The following is a 16,935-nucleotide window of genomic DNA, read 5'->3' on the forward strand; positions in this document are numbered from 1 at the left end:
TTTTTTTATGTTTGAATTGATTTTATGCCAGCCCTTCGAAATCTCTGAAGACGCGTTAACCTCTCTTTAACCGTTTATTATGGTTTATAGAGTATTGACGTTAGGGATCATAATTGGAGGACGTTTCAATGAAACCTTATGTCATTCAGGCGATTGCCGCCCTTTCAGTTTGTTTTGCGGCTTACGCATCACCGGCCAACGCGCAAAGTAATACGTCTGCAGATACTGCGAATAGCGCCCCGGAGCGCTCAACAACACGCCGTATTATTAAAAAAATAGAGCCAATACCTTATTGGGTTGATGCGGATCAGCTTCGTGTCAGAGATAATCCCGTGGCCGGAGATGTCATTGGCATGCTCAAATTAGGCGAAAAAGTAAAAGCCTATGACGTTTTTGAAAACTGGATTCGCGTGAGTAAGCCCGGCGGAAATGAGCAATGGGTCAATTCTGACTTCTTAACGAGTAACCAAGTGACATGGGCACGGTTTAACAATGATACACGCCGGCGTAATATCGGCTTTAGCCGCGCCACAGCTGCCAATGATGTCACATTAAAGCGGATCAGGGTTGAAGGAGATAAAGACGCTCGGATTTATGCAGCAAGCCTAAAGCGGACCTCAAATAATAACCGCGTTATCGTTACCCGTCAGAACTTTCGCTCCGGCCCTTATTTCGAAAAGCGTCTTGTGGCTTGCGGCGCGGATAAGTCCGCAACTCATTTTCAGCTGCTAGGCGAAGGCTATAATTACATCATGATGGAAAAAGACATTCGGGCCCAGACTGTTGACGTAAACTCCGCGCAGCCGCGTGTTGAGGTTACAAGTAGTGATGCCAGCCCCAAATCTGTTGCCATTGCGAATTTCAGCTGCAAGACCTCAAAGCTAAAATAAATCAGATTATTTTATCTCTTCTTGAGCGTTCATAATTATAAGGCCTGAACTCGTCTTAGCAGGGAATTGAGCCGTTTTAGCTTGTGCCTTTTCAGAGGCAGGACTTCCGATATTTACGGCAAGAGATAATGTGCGGCGGCTGAGCGCACCTTGCGGGCTCTCATAGATGGCATCTAAACTAATAAAATGCGTTCCGTTTTGACGTGAGGAAAACTGAACAGGTATAGAGAGCTTGGATCCTGGCGTAAGCCGAAGGCTTTGCGGCGTTGTACTCGACATCATATCAAGGCCTTGACCTGTTTTTAGAGACAAGCTCAGAAACCCGTCTTGATATATATACTCAAGCCTAAGAGTGATATATTCAATTTCTCCCGGCTCTGTGTGTCCATCATAATCATGCGTCATAGAGACAGCCGCGCCAGGTTTAACAAATTCTGTATGCGAATGAGCGCCTAATGCGTGAGGTTTGTCCTCCGCATAGGATGCATTAGAAAACGCGGCGGAGCCTAATAAAAAAACGGCTGATATGATTACATTACGTCTCATAGTCTTACCCAGTCACGCTAAGATTAAAGCAGCCATCTCCGCGCTTTGACCCTGTTCCGTTAATATTGAAAAAATCAAAAGCCTCGATGATATATTCCCCAGCAGCCAAGCGGTCTGAAAAGGTTTCTTCCCCTTTTTTGGAAGAGGTGGATTCGCTGATAAGTTTATTGCCTTGCCAAATTTTGAAATCCGGATCGCGGTTTTCATCGCCGCTTATTTTTTCCGCTTTAATCGTCACATCTGTTGCAGTTGGCAGGTTTAGGAAAATAAACTCCCTATTGCCCAATTTATTGAATGTGCCGGCATCATCTACAGAGCAAAGCTGAGCAGGTGTGCCGTTTAAGCTTACCTCTTTATAAACGGGCAAGGCAGAACGTATGGCGCCGCTATTATTTTCTCCTTGGCCATTGGGGCCTTCGCCAGAGATTTTGTGACTCTCCAAAAGCCTGTTTAAGGCCGCAAGATCAACACCTGCTTCTTTGCGTAACCCATCCGCAAGGGAAAAAATCGTAGAGAAAACGCTATCCGTCTTAAAAGATTCGCTGCGCATAACAGCGTAAAGCGGTTTAAGGCCAGCGGATATTGTGTCGGAGCCATCGGCGGCGTCATCATAAATATCATATAAAACGGTACTGATTGTGGCCTCATTAAACCAGCCCGGCATATTTACAGTCTTTGTTTCAAGATTAAATGAGAAGCCAGAATTTTGGGCGTTGCCTGAACTGTCCCGATAGACAGGATTACCCGTTATTATGGCCGATAAAGCATTGCTCCACCCTTCACTAAAGGCCACGCGTGCATCGAGCCTGTCTTGAAGAGAGTGTAACCCGCCAATCGAATCTTTGCGGGAGAGTTGATCCTCGAAATAATGGCCCCATTCATGAAGAATAACATGTGGGTCATATTCATCTGTATCGCGGTTTTCTTCGCCCAAAATATAAATTGCGCCGCCGCCTTCTGCCGTTGAATAGGCGGATGTTCCGATTTGCCCTAAAGATTTTTGCCCTATCACGGTGCGGTTGTTTGGGCTCCAACGGAGCTCCAAAGGCGGAAAGTCTATGGCGGGATCAATGGACGTAAAAGCCTCCACCGCGCTATAGATCGTATCAATAATAGCAAAAGGCGCTGCGGCTCTGACCTCTGTATAGGATTGCCCTGACCATCCATGCGGGGCATGAAGATTGCGGGTTTGTTGCGCTATTCCGCCTGTACTGGCTAGGCTGCCCTGCAAAACATAGAGCTGATTTTCCTGCGTATTATCTGTGACTTTAAAATCCCAGGATGCTGTACTTTGCGATAATATCTGCGCTTTCGTACGAATACGGATATCTATATTAGGATCGAGTGTGAGTGTGTATTGCCCGTTACTGTCGGCTGTTGTTGCAGCCACTATTTCATCAGCTGAGTTGAGCGCCTCAATAACAACGCCGCGCGCGGGGCTTTTGGCTGTATTGGCGTAATCTAATCCTGATGTGGATGTGTGCGGAACTCGGTCATATGTGATTTGACCTGAGACTTTAACAGAGCTGACGGGCTGAGATGCAGGAGAAGGCGTAGCGGCGACGCTTTGCGGCGCAGGGCTGCTGCTCCCGCCGCCGCAAGCGCTCAGTAAAACTGTAAAGGCCCCGCATGCGGCTAATTTTATGTTGTGCACCGACTTCTCCTGAATCGCCCGTCACGAAGACGATGCAATTCAGATGCCAAGGCGCCATCTAACCCTTGCGAGGTTTGGATCTATTACGAGTTAAGATGTAAGAGAAAAATGGTTATTCTGCTTGGCGTGCCGCGCGCACCCGCACCAGACCTGCTTGTGCATCCTTGTAGGTTGGGTAGAGTTTTAAGACGCCATCAAAATGCCATTCAGCCTGATCCAGATTCCCTCTGAATAATTCCAAATATCCATAAGAGACGCGGATATCGGCATTATCCGGATAAAGATAGGCCAGAACCTTAAATTCGCGTTCAGCATGGTCATATAACTTTGCCCATGTCAGGATGCGGGCTTTGGTAAAGCGAAACTCATATTGCGTTTTTATCGCCGGATCTGCGCTTTCAAGACGGCTGAGCGCGGCCGCATAATGACGGGTTTTCGCAAGCTCAAGGGCTGAGGCGACGACGTCTTTATCTGAATTTGTTGGGCTTTGATATTGCCCAGCCGCAAGCGGGGCAAACCCTAAAGTGAGCAAAAAGGTAGCCTTAATAATATGAAGCTTTGTCGTTTTCATTTATATAATTAGCCAGCCCATATTGTGATGCTATTAACGTCTATCGCATGTAATTTATAATATAGGGTTACGATTGATTTAATTAATTATAGCAGAACCCCCATAATATTGGAGGTTTATGAAACCCGGCTCAAAATATTTCTATTTTCTTAACTAAAAACTCTAAGCGTTTGAACATTTTCCTATGGTTTAACTGACCTATGGGAACTGCATGAACTCATTTGAGTTTGTGAATACTTTGGGAAATATATTGTGGCTTTTGCTATGCAGCAAGCCAGGCACAATCAAGTCAGTCAATATTACTTTGGCTATTTGTCCGATGCCGTGGCAAAATTAGAGAGCGCTTTACCGCGTTTGCCATCGCGCGAGCATTCGCACGATGCCCTAGCTCTTGCCACAGACATAGCCCACCGCATTAAAGGCAATGCGGCCATGTATGGATATTCAGAGCTAGGCCTATCTGCTGCTAAGCTCGAAACACTCTTAAGAACACAAGAAAAAAATATAGATGCGGCGTTAATCGCGCCGAAGATTGAAACCTTTATTGGTGACATCAAAAATATTTGCCAAGGTCTTGGCAATGTTGAGACGCCTGCTTGGGGCAAACATATCCCCACGCCAGATACTCTTACGATCAAAAAGCCGATCCAAAAACCGGTCATACAAGAAACCGCAAGGCCTTCTGATCGTAAGAGTATAATTGTGGCTTATCGCGATATTTGGTTATGCGACTTAATGGCGAGCCTGTTAGAGCCTGAGTTTAATGTGATCAGCTGTAATACTGAAAATGAACTGGCTCTTGCCTTGAGATTTCCGGTCATAGATATGTTGGTACTTGAACACAGCTTCGGAGATGTGTGCGGTATTGAACGCATTAAGACATTGAAAGCTTCGCGTAAAACTAACAAGCTTCCCATATTTTTGGCGCTTGATCCCAATAGCCCTGATGAGATCGCTGAAGCTATCAGTCTTGGCGTTGAGGGGTTTGCTGAGGATAAACACGAAATCCTGGATATCGTGAATTCAACTAAGGGCTTTCTGAAGCAGCCGGCCAAGCGTGTGCTTGTCGTTGATGATGACCCTGTCGTGAGAGAGATTCTGACTCATGCGCTTAAGAGTGCGGGTATGACCGTTGACACGGCCAAAGATGGCTTGGACGCACTTAATTATCTGTCTGAGGAAGAGCCCGATCTTGTGCTTTTAGACCGCTTTATGCCACGCCTTGAAGGCGGGACTGTTCTCTATGAGATTCAACAAAAAATTAACCTAAAATCCATTCCTGTTCTGATACTTACCAGTATGGTCAATCAAGGTGAGGCCCAAAGTTGGTTTGCACGCGGTGCAGCAGACTTTATTCCGAAACCCTTTGACCCTGAGGAAGTAATAATGCGCGTGAAGCAGCATTTAGACAGAAGGCAAAGTGCAAGATGACACCCAGCGCATTGAAGAGCTTTATAATTGCCCTTTCATTGACGTTTACACTCGCAGAAACAGCGCTCGCTAACCAGGTCAATGACCGCGCAATGGAATTGGCGGGCCAGCAAAAGTTTGATGAGGCCTTGGTGCTTTTATCACAGCAAGATTCTGCTCTTGTGACAGGATATGAACACCGGTTCTTGAAAGCCAGAATTCTGTCTTGGGCCGGGAAATACGCCCAAGCCGAATCTGTCCTGAACAGCCTCATTGCAGAAGACCCTGATAATCCGGATCTTCGCCTCGCTATGGGCAATCTGAATTACTATCAGGGGCGCTTAAAGGAGGCGGAACGAGATTATCAGCAGGTTCTAAAAGATTATCCTGACTATCAAGATGCCCGAAACGGCCTTGCAAACGTTCGGAAGGCCCAAGACGCGGCACAACGAGACCTTGGTTTTGCGGGGGATCATGTTTGGCGTATTGACGGCGGAGTGGGTCTATCTGATTTTGACCGAGATGACATCCCTGAATGGGATGACCAGTTCCTGCGCGTTGAATATAGCCCACATAGCCTCGCTTATCACGGATCAGCACAGCGTTATAAGCGGTTTGGAATTACCGATATTGAGTTTAAAGCGGGGATAGCTGACGCTGTTCGAGGCGGATGGGATTGGGGACTGGAAGCGGGGTTTACGCCAAACGCGACATTCAGGCCTGACTTTAATTTTGGCGGGCGGCTTGGCCGGGCCATCCAAACACAAAAAGGCACAACCTTCTATCCGCAACTAACATATAGCTATGACGATTATGCGGCTGGCGTGATTCATAATATTCAGCCCGGCCTGACGAGTTATCTTGATAACGGCTTGGTTCTGAGCGGCCGCTTAATTGCGACGCTGCAAGAGGCCGAAAAGGATCAGCTTGGCTGGCTAATTGAAGGCCGCGCCCCGATTGCGGACAGGTGGCAAATACGAGCAGGTTATGCAAATGCGCCTGAAGCCATTGACGGCATCGCGATTACAACCAAAAGCTTCTTTGGCGGACTCACTTATATGGTCAGTGATGACTTGGACCTTCACCTCAATCTTGCCCGGGATGACCGCGAGGATAGCTTTGTAAGGACCAGCGGAAATGTCGGCTTCACATATAAGCGCTAATAACGACCTGCTTATAATATTTTGGGTGATAACCCTCTCAATGTTAGGGGCTGCCTTTTTTCTGTGTTTTGGCGTGATTATTCGGCGCATTGTTAGAAATCATCAAGCGGTCACGCGCGCTCAAGAAAAGGCGATATTTCAAACCTATTTAAAAGAAGCCTTAAAGCGTGATGTAGATGAGCAAGGCCGATTGGAAGATGCTCCATATTGTAGCCCGTCTGAAATGGCGGATGTCTTGCTCCACTATTTCAGAACATTAAGGGGCGAAAAACTTGAGCAGTTAAAGGAAATGACGTCTGGGTCAGTTTTGGAAGACAGCTTAGTCAAAGAAACCTTTAAGGGTATTCGGGGTTCCAGAATGAGAGCGCTCAGAACCTTATCCTATCTAAATTCACAAAAATCCCTTCAGGTTATTGTTGATAATCTGGACTCGGAGGATAAATATGTTCGCCTAACAGCTGCGCGCTGCCTCGTTCTTCGCGAGAGTGATTGGTATTTAAATTCGATCCTAGAATCAATTCATGAGGCTTTCCCGCAAGATTACAAATTACTGGCGGGTATCTTGGAAGGGTTTGGCGCAGACATTGTCGAGCCCTTAGAAGATTACATCGTCATGACAGAAAATAATGTTCTTAAAACAGCCTGTCTAGAAACCTTAATTTTAATACGCCCGCCCCAGACCTCTTTGGACCTGAATGCGCTTATGCATAATGACGCCGAAACAGTTCGGGCGGCGGCGCTCGCATTATCTACGATGGCCCGTTATGACTCAGGCCGCGGTTCGGCCGAAGAAGACCCTCTGCGATTGGGACTCAAGGATAAGGCCATATCTGTCAAAATCCGCGCCGCTAAAATGGCCTGTGCGGTAAGAAGGCAAGACATTATTTCAGACCTTTATAAACTTACCGAAGACCCGGTCATGTGGGTCAGATATTGGGCGTTGCGAGCGATTTGGATGTCAGGTCAATCAGGGCAAAAATTTGTGGAATCTCTGGTTAAATCAAATGATATGGCCGGCAGTGTCGCGCGGGAAATGACCTCCGGTTATGTTTGATCTTATTCAAGACGCTGCGGCCAATCCGAATTTTAGATCCTTTGTGTTTTGGGTCAGCCTTTTTGTTGTCGGCATAGGCTTTCTACAAAACCTCATTTACGCGTGGTGTATTCCGCAGGCCTGGATGGAGCTCAATAAGCATAGCCAGAGAGAAGATGATTATGCAGGATGGGAAATTCTGCGCTCAAGATCTGCTATGCCCATATCAATTGTTGTGCCCGCTTATAATGAAGCCAATACAATTCGCGAGAGCGTTATGGCACTCCTTGCGCTCCATTATCCCGATTTGCGGATCATTGTTGTCAATGATGGGTCCTCCGACGCCACAGCAGAAACTATGGTCAAAGCTTTTAACATGACTGAGACTTATGTCGTGCGCGAAACTGAAACGATTACCCATAAACCTATCCGCCAAATTTACCGCTCCCATATTTATCCATCACTCTTATTTATCGATAAGGAGAACGGCAAAAAAGCGGACGCGATCAATGTCGGCCTGACATGCGTTAGGACGCCTCTATTTTGCGTTATTGATGCAGATTCTCTATTGGAGCCAACAGCCCTGTTAAAGGCAGTGCGCCCCTTTATGGAGACGTCTGATAATGTTATTGCGGTTGGCGGCACAGTAGGGATTGTTAATGGCTGTAAGGTCGAAAACGGACAGGTCACGGATTACAAGCTTCCCAAAAATTTCTTAGCGCGATTACAAGTGGTCGAATATATTCGCGCCTTCTTAATGGCGCGTCTGGCGGCGAGCCGTAAAGGCAGCCTTGCGATTATTTCTGGGGCATTTGGCATTTTCCGGCGCGACATCGCTGTCGCCGTAGGCGGCTATGACACGACAACGGTCGGTGAGGACATGGAACTTGTGCTGAAAATGCACCGCATGATGTTGGAATCAAAGACGCCCTATGCTGTACGTTATGTGCCTGAACCCGTTTGCTGGACCGAAGCGCCTGAAAGCTTTAAATTCTTATCCAATCAGAGAACGCGATGGCAGCGCGGCGCATTAGAGTGTTTGAGTCGTCACCGCAAAATGCTTTTTAATCCGCGTTATGGGCGTTTGGGCATGATCACTCTACCGACATTTCTTTTAACGGATCTTATCAGCCCAATAGCCGAAATTTTGGGCTATATGTTGATGATTATTTTTGTCTGCTTGGGCTGGCTGGATGTGAGGTTCTTCATAGTCATTACCGCGTTGATTTTCAGCTATGGTGTTTTGATATCTGTTTTATCACTCTTATTGGAACAAGATGAGATCGAACGTTTTACCCATCCCAAGGATTTATTCTTTGTGTTGATAACTGCTATTGTTGAAAATTTTGGCTTTCGCCAAATCTGCTCTATCTGGCGCATTAGGGGCCTTATACAGCATTTCCGCGGCATGAAGCCCACTTGGGGAACCATGGAGCGGCGCGGTTTTAGCGTCTCTTCTGATTGAACAATATGACATTATTTAGTCGCTTTTATTCTTATATCCTTATTTTGGTTTTCGGGGCTTTTTTACAGGCTTGCGGACAAACTGTCTTCGTCTTTGATGATTTGGAAGGCCCTCAGACACAGGCTGTTATGATGGAGCCTGAGGATTTAGGTCCTCGGCAATTTGATGACGGGCAGGCCAGCCGTTTGGCGGTCCTCATTACAGAGGATGACTCACATTGGCTGGCTCTCGCCACGGGTTTAAAAACAATTGGAATTCCTTTTAGAATGACCACCGATGTTCGAGAGGCATTGGCCCACGATATTGTCATGATTTATCCGCAAGTCACGGGGTTGAATTTGTCAGGTGGAGAACTCGGCGAAATACGGGATTATGCCAAGCAAGGGGGAACCCTCATTGGCACAAATATATTAGGCGGCGGGTTAGCTGATATGTTTGGGTTTCAATCCATAGCGGAAAGTAAATCGCGCTATTATTTATCTTTCTGGGAAGGACATGTTGAGACAGAAGAATTCTCTGAAAAGGGTCTTACTGATATAAAGATAGGGAGCGCTGAACAAATCGATGCCAACCCTGGGACAAATAGCTATCTTGGCATAAGCGGCGAGGTTTTAGCGGCCTATGAAAATGGCGAAGCCGCTATTGTTAAAAGTCAATATGGGACAGGAACAACCTATGCCTTGGGCCTCGATATTGGGCAATTATTATCCAAAGGTTATAATAGGCGCCAAGTTGATATTCGCCAATACTATGCCAATAATTATCAGCCAACTTTGGACGCGCTTTTAATACTTCTTGAAAATATCTATAAGCAGCAAGCCTCCCTGAAAGTCACATTAGGAACTGTGCCTGATGGGAAGTCTCTGAGCTTTATCATGTCCCATGATATAGATTTTTCGAGGAGCCTCATAAATGCCATTCCTTATGCAAAGCAACAAAAGGAGGCAGGGATTTCCGGTACATATTTTATTCAAACAAAATATGTGCGTGATTATAACGACGAAATATTTTTCAGCGATGAGGGCGCAAGTCTCGTGCGAGAGCTTGACGCATTGGGTGCTGAAATTGCAAGCCATAGCGTTGCGCATTCTAATGCGATGTGGGACTTTGAGATTGGTGATGGCTCTGAAGCCTATCCGGAATACCGCCCTTTTGTTCGCACAAAAACACGAACAACCGGCGCAACGCTTATTGGCGAAACCCGCATTTCCAAATTCTTGCTTGATAACTTTACGCGTAAGCAAGAGGTTGAGTCTTTCCGCCCAGGGTTTTTAAGTAATCCCAGTCAAATGCCTCAAGTACTGGCTTCGACCGGATATAAATACTCTTCCTCTTCAACGGCCAATGTCTCGCTAACTCATCTGCCGTTTCAGCTCAGTTATAACCGCGCCTTTTCTGCTTTCACGCCAGTCTTTGAATTTCCCATCACGGTCGAAGACGAAATTGAAGCTCCGATGATAAACCGTCTGGATCCAGCGATTAAGTTGGCCCGTCAGATTGCGAAAATTGAAGGCCTTTATGTTGTTTTGATACATACAGATGCGGTAGATACACGGCTGGATTTTCAAAAAGCCATTATAGACGAAGTGCGGCCCTATGCCTGGATGGGCACATTGCGTGAGTTTGGGCAGTGGTGGACGGCCAGAGATGATGTGAGCATTGATATAAAAAATATGGGCTCTAGGCTTTACCAAATTTCACTGAATTCTGAGACGTCCATTAAAGGTTTAACGCTAGAGCTCAACGGCCCCGCCAAACTTATAGAGAGCTCGATACCGCTTGAGCAAATCCAAGTCTTCGAGCAAGGATTATTACTGCCGAAATTTTCAGGACCCCAAACGCTTATGGTTCAGCGTTAAGCCCAATTTTTAGTCTCTATCCAGAGTGCGCTTAATCACATCCGCATGGGCCGCGTCATAATAAATAAGAGGCGCCGCGCCTATATCAACGTGATGCGTAGTGAGCTGCCCACTTTTCCAATGATGCAGCGTATAGCTTGGAGGACTATCCTCTACGAGCGCGCGCCCATCGACTTTGTTCGGGTCAATGGCAGAGAAATCAAGGCTGACTTGAGGGGCCACCGCGCCTGCAACTGACAGCGTCGTACCCGCATAGCTTAAAAATATCGAGCGGTGAATGTGCCCGCACATAATGTGAACGACATTTTTATGCTGCTGAATTATAGTTTTAAACCGCTTGGCCCAAGGTGAATCTTCGCGTGTTGTCATCCATTCAATACCAATATCCGCAGGCGGGTGATGCATGGCGATAAGCGTTGGCTTGGAGCTTTCCTTACCAAGCTCTTTATCCAGCCAATCAGCGCGATTCTCGCAAAAAGCGCCCCCATGACGGCCAGACAATGTTGTATCTAAAATGATAAACCGCAGATCTGGAAAGTTTATGCTGTAATTTAGAAACCCATCCGCAAGTTTTACGTAAGGAAAACAAGCCGCCAGATTTGCGGCATTATCGTGATTTCCCATCGCTAAATAATAAGGAATGCCCAATAATGTGAGTTCGGTCTTGAGCGCTTTATAAGACGCCGGATGACCACCTTCACTTAAATCACCTGTGATCAGAATTGCGTCAATCACATGGGGGCTGTCTTTGATGTGTTTTAGAACGCGCCGTAAGCGGTCAATATTTTGGCAAGACGAAGTCTCGCCTGGCGTTAAATGCAGGTCTGTTATTTGCGCGATCAGCACATGGCCCTCTTCCCTCACATGAAATTTGTGTCGTGTCTCATGACAGGCGAGAGCATCGGTTTCTGTGACTTAGGTCACAATATTTATCCAAAGCCGAACTTGTCAGCAGGCCCGCAACATGGTTCTCTGCAAGTCTTGGAGGGGATTATGAAAAAAATACTACTGTCGCTTATGGGGATAATAGCATTGGCTGCGGCATATCTGGCGCTTTGGCCTGTTCCTATTGACCCCATATCTTGGGATGCGCCAGAAAATAAAGGCTATGTCGGGGATTTTGCCCCTAATGCGGATCTGGCCAATTTAGAGCGCCTCTCTATTGGGAATATTCATGGCCCCGAAGATGTCGTCATGCATGAAGGTAAGCTGTTCGTGAGCTCTCAAGAAGGCAAGATCATCGAAATTGATCCAGTTGCGAACACACACAGCGAATTTGCGGATACAAAAGGTTCAGCGCTCGGCATGGAAATGGACGCGCAAGGTCACCTGATTATTGCGGATGCCTTTCGCGGATTACTTTCCGTTTCGCCTAGCGGTATCGTGACTGTCTTGACCGATGAGGTAAACGGCACGCCCATAGCCTATGCGGATGATTTGGATATTGGCGCAGATGGCGTGATTTATTTTTCAGATGCTTCGGTAAAATTTGGCGCTGAGGCTATTGGCACAACATTAGAGGCGAGCCTTCTTGAGATTATGGAGCATCAAGGCACGGGACGTTTACTGGCCTATGACCCGGCTACGAAGCGTACGCGTATTGTCCGCGACGGCTATGTTTTTTCCAACGGCGTGGCGATGACGTCTGATGGTGATATTCTCATGAATGAGACAGGCACCTATCAACTCCACCGTATTTCGCCTGACGGCACGTCCCGCGTGATTATGGATAACCTTCCGGGATTTCCTGATAACATCAATCGCGGTCCCAAGGCAGCGGATGGCTCTGATACATTTCTTCTAGGGCTAATTTCGCAGCGCTCAAAATGGCTTGATGATAATTCAGCCAATACGGGCGCGCGAAAAATAGCAATGCGGCTGCCGGCCTTTATGCGGCCAAAATCGGTTAGCTATGGCCTGATTGTCCATATTGACGGCGAGGGGAATGTACTTAGGACTTGGCAGGACCCTAGCGGTGATTATCCTAATGCGACGGGCGCAATCATTGCACAAGACGGTTATATGTATGTGTCCAGCCTAACCGCGCCTGATCTGGGCCGCTTGAAACTAAAATAGGAGATTGAGAATGAAACGCGGATTACAGATTGTCTTAGCTATATTGAGCCTAATCCCTTTATTTTTTGCAGTGATGGGGTTGATTGGCGGCGCAGAAGCCAACAATGCAGGCGAAGCTGTTACGGCGGGACTGGATAATCAATTTAGATATTTATCGGCTTATTATCTTTCGCTCTTCTTTTTGATTTGGTGGGTTTTACAAGACCTTGAAAACCGTGGTGCTGTCCTGCGTTTACTTGTTTTAGCTATTTTCTTGGGCGGACTTGCGAGGCTATTCAGTTACCTTACGGTTGGCCCGCCGCCAGCAAATGCGATGATGGGGATGGTATTAGAGCTTGGTTCGCCCTCGATTGTACTTTGGCACAATATAGTGGCTAAAAAAGCCTAATCATTTGCGTCCCTAAATCTCATATGCAATAAGTTGCATATACTTAGAAAAAGAAGAGAGAAATTTATGTCGCGTGAATTTGATGTTGTTGTTTTTGGAGCCACAGGTTTTACGGGCCGCTTAGTCGCTGAATATCTAGAGGGCCAATACGGATCTGATGTCTCTTGGGCGATGGCAGGGCGGTCACAAGAGAAACTCGAATCTGTACGTGATGAAATGGGCGTCTCTAAAGATGTTGCGCTTATTGTGGCGGATTCCTCTGATGCCGCGTCACTTAACGCTATGGCTGCGCGAACCAAAGCTGTTTGCACCACGGTCGGGCCTTATCAGCTGTATGGCGACTCCCTTGTCGAGGCCTGCGTCAAAGCAGGAACAGATTATGTTGATCTGTCCGGTGAGCCGCCATGGATGGTTGATACGATTGCAAAATATAGCGATGCGGCCAAAGAGAGCGGCGCACGGATTGTTCACTCTTGCGGCTTTGATTCCATTCCCTTTGACCTGGGCGTTTACTTCCTACAGCAACATGCCATGGCTCATCATGGCGGGCCCTGTGCCAAAGTGCGCGGGCGTGTGCGTAAAATGAAAGGCACATTCTCTGGCGGGACAGCGGCCAGTTTTGGCGAGACTATGAAGCGCGCCGCGAAAGAGCCGCACGTGCTTAGCTGGCTCAAAGACCCGTTCTCACTTGTTCCTGATTTTAATGGTCCGCCCCAACCGACAGGACATAAACCGATTGAAGAAGAAGATATTGGCAGTTGGTCAGCGCCTTTCATTATGGCTTCCATAAATACGAAAAACGTCCACCGCTCTAACGCATTGCTTGGCCATCTTTACGGCGAAGATTTTGTCTATGACGAAATGGTTCTGACGGGCCCTGGCGAAAAGGGCAAAGCCGCTGCGGAATATGTCGCTAAAGACGATAGCATGGCGAAAAACCCGCCCAAGCCAGGTGAGGGCCCCAGTAAAGAAGAGCGAGAAACAGGCTTTTATGATGTCATGTTTATTGGCGATGCGCCTGACGGGACACGTATTATTGCGGGGGTTACAGGCGATAAAGATCCAGGCTATGGCTCCACCTCCAAAATGATCGCGGAATCCGCGCTGTGCCTTGCTAAAGATATCAGCCGCGAGGAAACACCGGGCGGCGTCTATACCTCGGCCCCAGCGATGGGCGGCGCGCTGATTGACCGCTTAGTGGCGAATGCAGGGCTTACGTTTAAGATTGAGAGCTAAAACCGCGTAGCAGATAGAGGCAAATATGTTATCTTCAGTATCAATGACGCTTGGGCGCGCTCTCTTGGGGCTCTATTTCTTGATACCAGGATTGCAAAAAGCCGCTAATGCAGCTGAAACGCTAAGCTATATGAAGAGCCATGACATCGTGTTTGCGGAGCCATTAATGTGGTTCTCCACGAGCGTGAATATAGTTGGCGGACTACTATTAATGTCTGGGCGTCATATTAGAGTCGTCGCTTATGGTTTCGTAATTTACATTTTACTTGTGAATTTTCTTTTGCATGACTTTTGGACGATGCAAGGGGAAGGGGTAGCCCGTGAAACTCAAAATTTCTTCAAAAATATGGGAATCTTAGCTGGACTTCTTGTGCTTGCGGGGCATTCTCAAGCAAGGAAAATTTCGTTATCAGGGTGGTGGCGAAGTGATAAGGTGATTCTGCGCTAATATGCGTGTTCGTTAAGATATTTGCGAAAGTAAATCTATTTAGGTTTTATCCGACACGAAATCCTTCAATAGTTCCGCATACCCCTCACCATGTGTCCAGTAAGGCGTGATTTGTATCAGCGTCATAAACACCCCTTGATCAATGAGCGATTTGGGCGGGCCACTATATCTTGAAGAATGGCCGTGGCGTAGATCGTGATATTGTAGCCAGAATGTAAAATGCTGCGCGATGCGTCCGCCGAGGGCCGTTTTTTCGCCTTCATCAAATGTAAGATGGCCTTGTTCTTCCAATGTGGAGAGCAAGGCGAGGGCGGTTTGTTCTTTAAGTGATAATATTCGCGCAAATTTACTGCGCAGAGCTGGAATACGGTCGATGAGTTCTGATTGATTTTTATAGAAAAAGCGGAAGTCGAAAATCTCTTCAAAAATAATATAAAGATAAACCCAATTGTCCTCGAGCTTTAACGGCTCTCTGACGGGCGAGCCTAAGACTTGCCGAATCTCTTCCTCATAGTCCGCGAAAAGTTCGACGATAATCTCGTCTTTGCCTTTGTAGTGATAATAAAGATTACCGGGACTGATACCGATGACAGAAGCAATATCGACGGAGCTAACAGCGCTTTCGCCTTCATTATTAAAAAGGCCAAGGGCTGTCTTAAGTATTTTCTCTTTGGTTTTTGAGCGCTCTGCCACTTATTTTTTTGTTGTCGGTTTTTTCGCGGCTGTTGTCTTAGCTGCAGGTTTTTTTGTCCGAGCTGTTGTCGCTCGCTTTACTGGTTTTTTCCGCGCTGGCTTTTTGGGCTCTAGCAGGTCCAAGATACGGTCCAGCTTCGCCTCTATGGCAGAGAGGCGGTCTTCATAACCTGCTGTCTCGCCTTCATCTTTGCTGCCGCGTGATAGTCTCGAACGCATGGCTTTGATGCGATCATCAATATCAAAATCTGGCATATCAAAACTTGGCATTTGCGCTTTTTCCAAAGCTTCTTTACCTTTGGCTTTGCCTACCATTTCCAGCATTTCGCCTTTTTGGACCAGCTCGTCAAAGACCTCACTACCTTTACCCGTGACGTCTTTTAGGGCTTCTTGAGCTTCTGTGAAGGCGCGTCCATAAGCGCCAATCCCCGCGAGCCAGATACGGCGGGCCGATTCTGTTGAACTACGTTTCTTTTTATCTGTCATACTTCACTCTTTACCAAGGCAGGATCAAATTCATTCTTATGATTATAGGCCACAGCCACAGAGGGGAGCAAGACGGGATCGACATGCGGCATGGGGACTTCGGGCTCGCCAAAGAAATCGCGAATAAGCTCAACCGTTTTATCACGGCGCGTTAAGAGGAAGAGATGCCCCGCGCCGTCCAAAATTTCGAGGCGGGAGTTTTTGAGGGCGTAATGTAGGATACGGCCATTAATAACGGGCACAATATGATCGTTGCCGCCCATGATAACGAGCGTTTTAGCTTTGATGCGGCGAATAAAGGGGAGAGTGGAATATCCGGCCATAGCCGCCAATTGATAGAGATAGCCCTTCACACTGGGCGGCACCATATTGACGGAAAAATCATGTACGCCTTCACTGGCTGCATCGCCGTAAAGCGTCTCAAAGTTCTTGGCGAGGAAGTCACGGTCAATATAACGCTTGGGAGAGGCCATTTTTGACAGCGCCTTGGGATTGCCCGGCACCATAGTGACGCCCGTCGTCGTTGCACATAGGACAAGGTTGCGGGTCATGCGTTTATATTGCCATGCAAATTGCTGAGCGGGCCCGCCGCCCCATGAGACACCGAGCACATCGACTTTTGTATAGCGGTTTTGCAGAAGGATATCTTTGGCGGCTTTCGCGACCCACCAAGGCCGGTAAGGAATTTTAGGATCCGGTGAGCCTCCAACGCCAGGCATATCGAATGTAATGATATCGCGGCCTGTAAAGGTATCGGCAAAAGCTTGTGCGATTTCTAGGTTTGCGCCAATACCATTAAAAAATAGAAGCGGCGTGCGCTTTCCATAACCCTTATCTGTTCCTGACCAGATTGCCGTGCGCAATGTCTGGTTTCCGATTTTCGAAAAGAAAATACGGGGGAGGTTGGGATGAAAATCCGGATGTGCATCAGCTGCCATGTCTGGCCTTTCGGGCGTTATCTTGCGGCGCTCATGGCAGAAACCATTATGCGCCTATCTATGAGGTGGGCGCCGGAGC

General features: G+C 47.3%; 17 protein-coding genes. 10 read left to right on the plus strand and 7 right to left on the minus strand.

The annotated features are described in order from the left end of the window. The first annotated feature begins 128 nt into the window (after window positions 1-128). Entirely contained in the window at window positions 129-890 is a 762-nt protein-coding gene (locus tag F569_RS0115020) for an SH3 domain-containing protein (RefSeq protein ID WP_026942869.1), read from the plus strand. 6 nt (window positions 891-896) lie between these two features. On the opposite strand, the gene F569_RS0115025 is transcribed toward F569_RS0115020, so the two are convergent. From F569_RS0115025 to F569_RS0115035, 3 genes are all read right to left on the minus strand, one after another. Next, entirely contained in the window at window positions 897-1,436 is a 540-nt protein-coding gene (locus tag F569_RS0115025; RefSeq protein ID WP_026942870.1) for a hypothetical protein, read from the minus strand. A gap of 4 nt (window positions 1,437-1,440) precedes the next feature. Next, entirely contained in the window at window positions 1,441-3,090 is a 1,650-nt protein-coding gene (locus F569_RS19200; protein ID WP_051279952.1) for a hypothetical protein, read from the minus strand. Between the two features lie 112 nt (window positions 3,091-3,202). Next, the gene (locus F569_RS0115035) at window positions 3,203-3,661 is read right to left on the minus strand and encodes a tetratricopeptide repeat protein (RefSeq protein WP_026942871.1); all 459 of its coding nucleotides are present in this window, start codon (window positions 3,659-3,661) and stop codon (window positions 3,203-3,205) included. Between the two features lie 264 nt (window positions 3,662-3,925). Here F569_RS0115035 and F569_RS19205 point away from each other — a divergent pair, with 264 nt between their 5' ends. The 5 genes from F569_RS19205 to F569_RS0115060 are packed head-to-tail and all read left to right on the plus strand — an operon-like array spanning window position 3,926 to window position 10,591. Continuing rightward, window positions 3,926-5,092, plus strand: coding sequence for a response regulator (locus tag F569_RS19205; RefSeq protein ID WP_154813770.1), 1,167 nt, complete (start codon window positions 3,926-3,928; stop codon window positions 5,090-5,092). Next, a complete protein-coding gene (locus F569_RS0115045; protein WP_026942873.1) occupies window positions 5,089-6,234 on the plus strand; it encodes a YaiO family outer membrane beta-barrel protein in 1,146 nt (381 codons plus the stop codon). The genes F569_RS19205 and F569_RS0115045 overlap by 4 nt, the downstream gene beginning before the upstream one ends. Next, window positions 6,209-7,288 (plus strand): HEAT repeat domain-containing protein, encoded by a 1,080-nt coding sequence (locus F569_RS0115050; protein WP_026942874.1) that lies wholly within the window; start codon window positions 6,209-6,211, stop codon window positions 7,286-7,288. The genes F569_RS0115045 and F569_RS0115050 overlap by 26 nt, the downstream gene beginning before the upstream one ends. Beyond that, window positions 7,281-8,732 (plus strand): glycosyltransferase family 2 protein, encoded by a 1,452-nt coding sequence (locus F569_RS0115055; protein ID WP_051279954.1) that lies wholly within the window; start codon window positions 7,281-7,283, stop codon window positions 8,730-8,732. Before F569_RS0115050 ends, F569_RS0115055 begins: the two co-directional genes overlap by 8 nt. Before the next feature lie 5 nt (window positions 8,733-8,737). Then, entirely contained in the window at window positions 8,738-10,591 is a 1,854-nt protein-coding gene (locus tag F569_RS0115060; RefSeq protein WP_026942876.1) for a polysaccharide deacetylase family protein, read from the plus strand. A 9-nt stretch (window positions 10,592-10,600) separates the two neighbouring features. Here F569_RS0115060 and F569_RS18475 read toward each other — a convergent pair whose 3' ends face one another. Next, complete coding sequence (locus F569_RS18475) at window positions 10,601-11,437, minus strand: phosphodiesterase (RefSeq protein ID WP_051279955.1); 837 nt, start codon at window positions 11,435-11,437, stop codon at window positions 10,601-10,603. A gap of 147 nt (window positions 11,438-11,584) precedes the next feature. On the opposite strand from F569_RS18475, the gene F569_RS0115070 reads away from it, so the two are divergent. From F569_RS0115070 to F569_RS18480, 4 genes are all read left to right on the plus strand, one after another. Continuing rightward, window positions 11,585-12,667, plus strand: coding sequence for an SMP-30/gluconolactonase/LRE family protein (locus tag F569_RS0115070; protein ID WP_026942877.1), 1,083 nt, complete (start codon window positions 11,585-11,587; stop codon window positions 12,665-12,667). 10 nt (window positions 12,668-12,677) lie between these two features. Then, window positions 12,678-13,055 (plus strand): DUF4345 domain-containing protein, encoded by a 378-nt coding sequence (locus tag F569_RS0115075; RefSeq protein WP_026942878.1) that lies wholly within the window; start codon window positions 12,678-12,680, stop codon window positions 13,053-13,055. A gap of 66 nt (window positions 13,056-13,121) precedes the next feature. Further along, on the plus strand, window positions 13,122-14,291 hold the full coding sequence (locus F569_RS0115080; RefSeq protein WP_026942879.1) for a saccharopine dehydrogenase family protein: 1,170 nt from the start codon (window positions 13,122-13,124) through the stop codon (window positions 14,289-14,291). 25 nt (window positions 14,292-14,316) lie between these two features. Continuing rightward, window positions 14,317-14,739 carry a DoxX family protein gene (locus tag F569_RS18480; protein WP_051279956.1) on the plus strand — a complete coding sequence of 141 codons (423 nt, stop codon included), beginning with the start codon at window positions 14,317-14,319 and terminating at the stop codon, window positions 14,737-14,739. 39 nt (window positions 14,740-14,778) lie between these two features. Here F569_RS18480 and F569_RS19210 read toward each other — a convergent pair whose 3' ends face one another. Genes F569_RS19210 through F569_RS18495 form a run of 3 tightly spaced genes read right to left on the minus strand, consistent with a single transcriptional unit; the run spans window position 14,779 to window position 16,856 of the window. Beyond that, window positions 14,779-15,432 (minus strand): TetR/AcrR family transcriptional regulator, encoded by a 654-nt coding sequence (locus F569_RS19210; protein WP_051279957.1) that lies wholly within the window; start codon window positions 15,430-15,432, stop codon window positions 14,779-14,781. Then, on the minus strand, window positions 15,433-15,918 hold the full coding sequence (locus tag F569_RS19215; RefSeq protein ID WP_051279958.1) for a phasin family protein: 486 nt from the start codon (window positions 15,916-15,918) through the stop codon (window positions 15,433-15,435). Then, a complete protein-coding gene (locus tag F569_RS18495; RefSeq protein WP_051279959.1) occupies window positions 15,915-16,856 on the minus strand; it encodes an alpha/beta fold hydrolase in 942 nt (313 codons plus the stop codon). Before F569_RS18495 ends, F569_RS19215 begins: the two co-directional genes overlap by 4 nt. Window positions 16,857-16,935 lie beyond the last annotated feature (79 nt).

Origin of the sequence: Hellea balneolensis DSM 19091, from assembly GCF_000428525.1 — a bacterium.
Taxonomy (GTDB): Bacteria; Pseudomonadota; Alphaproteobacteria; order Caulobacterales; family Maricaulaceae; genus Hellea; species Hellea balneolensis.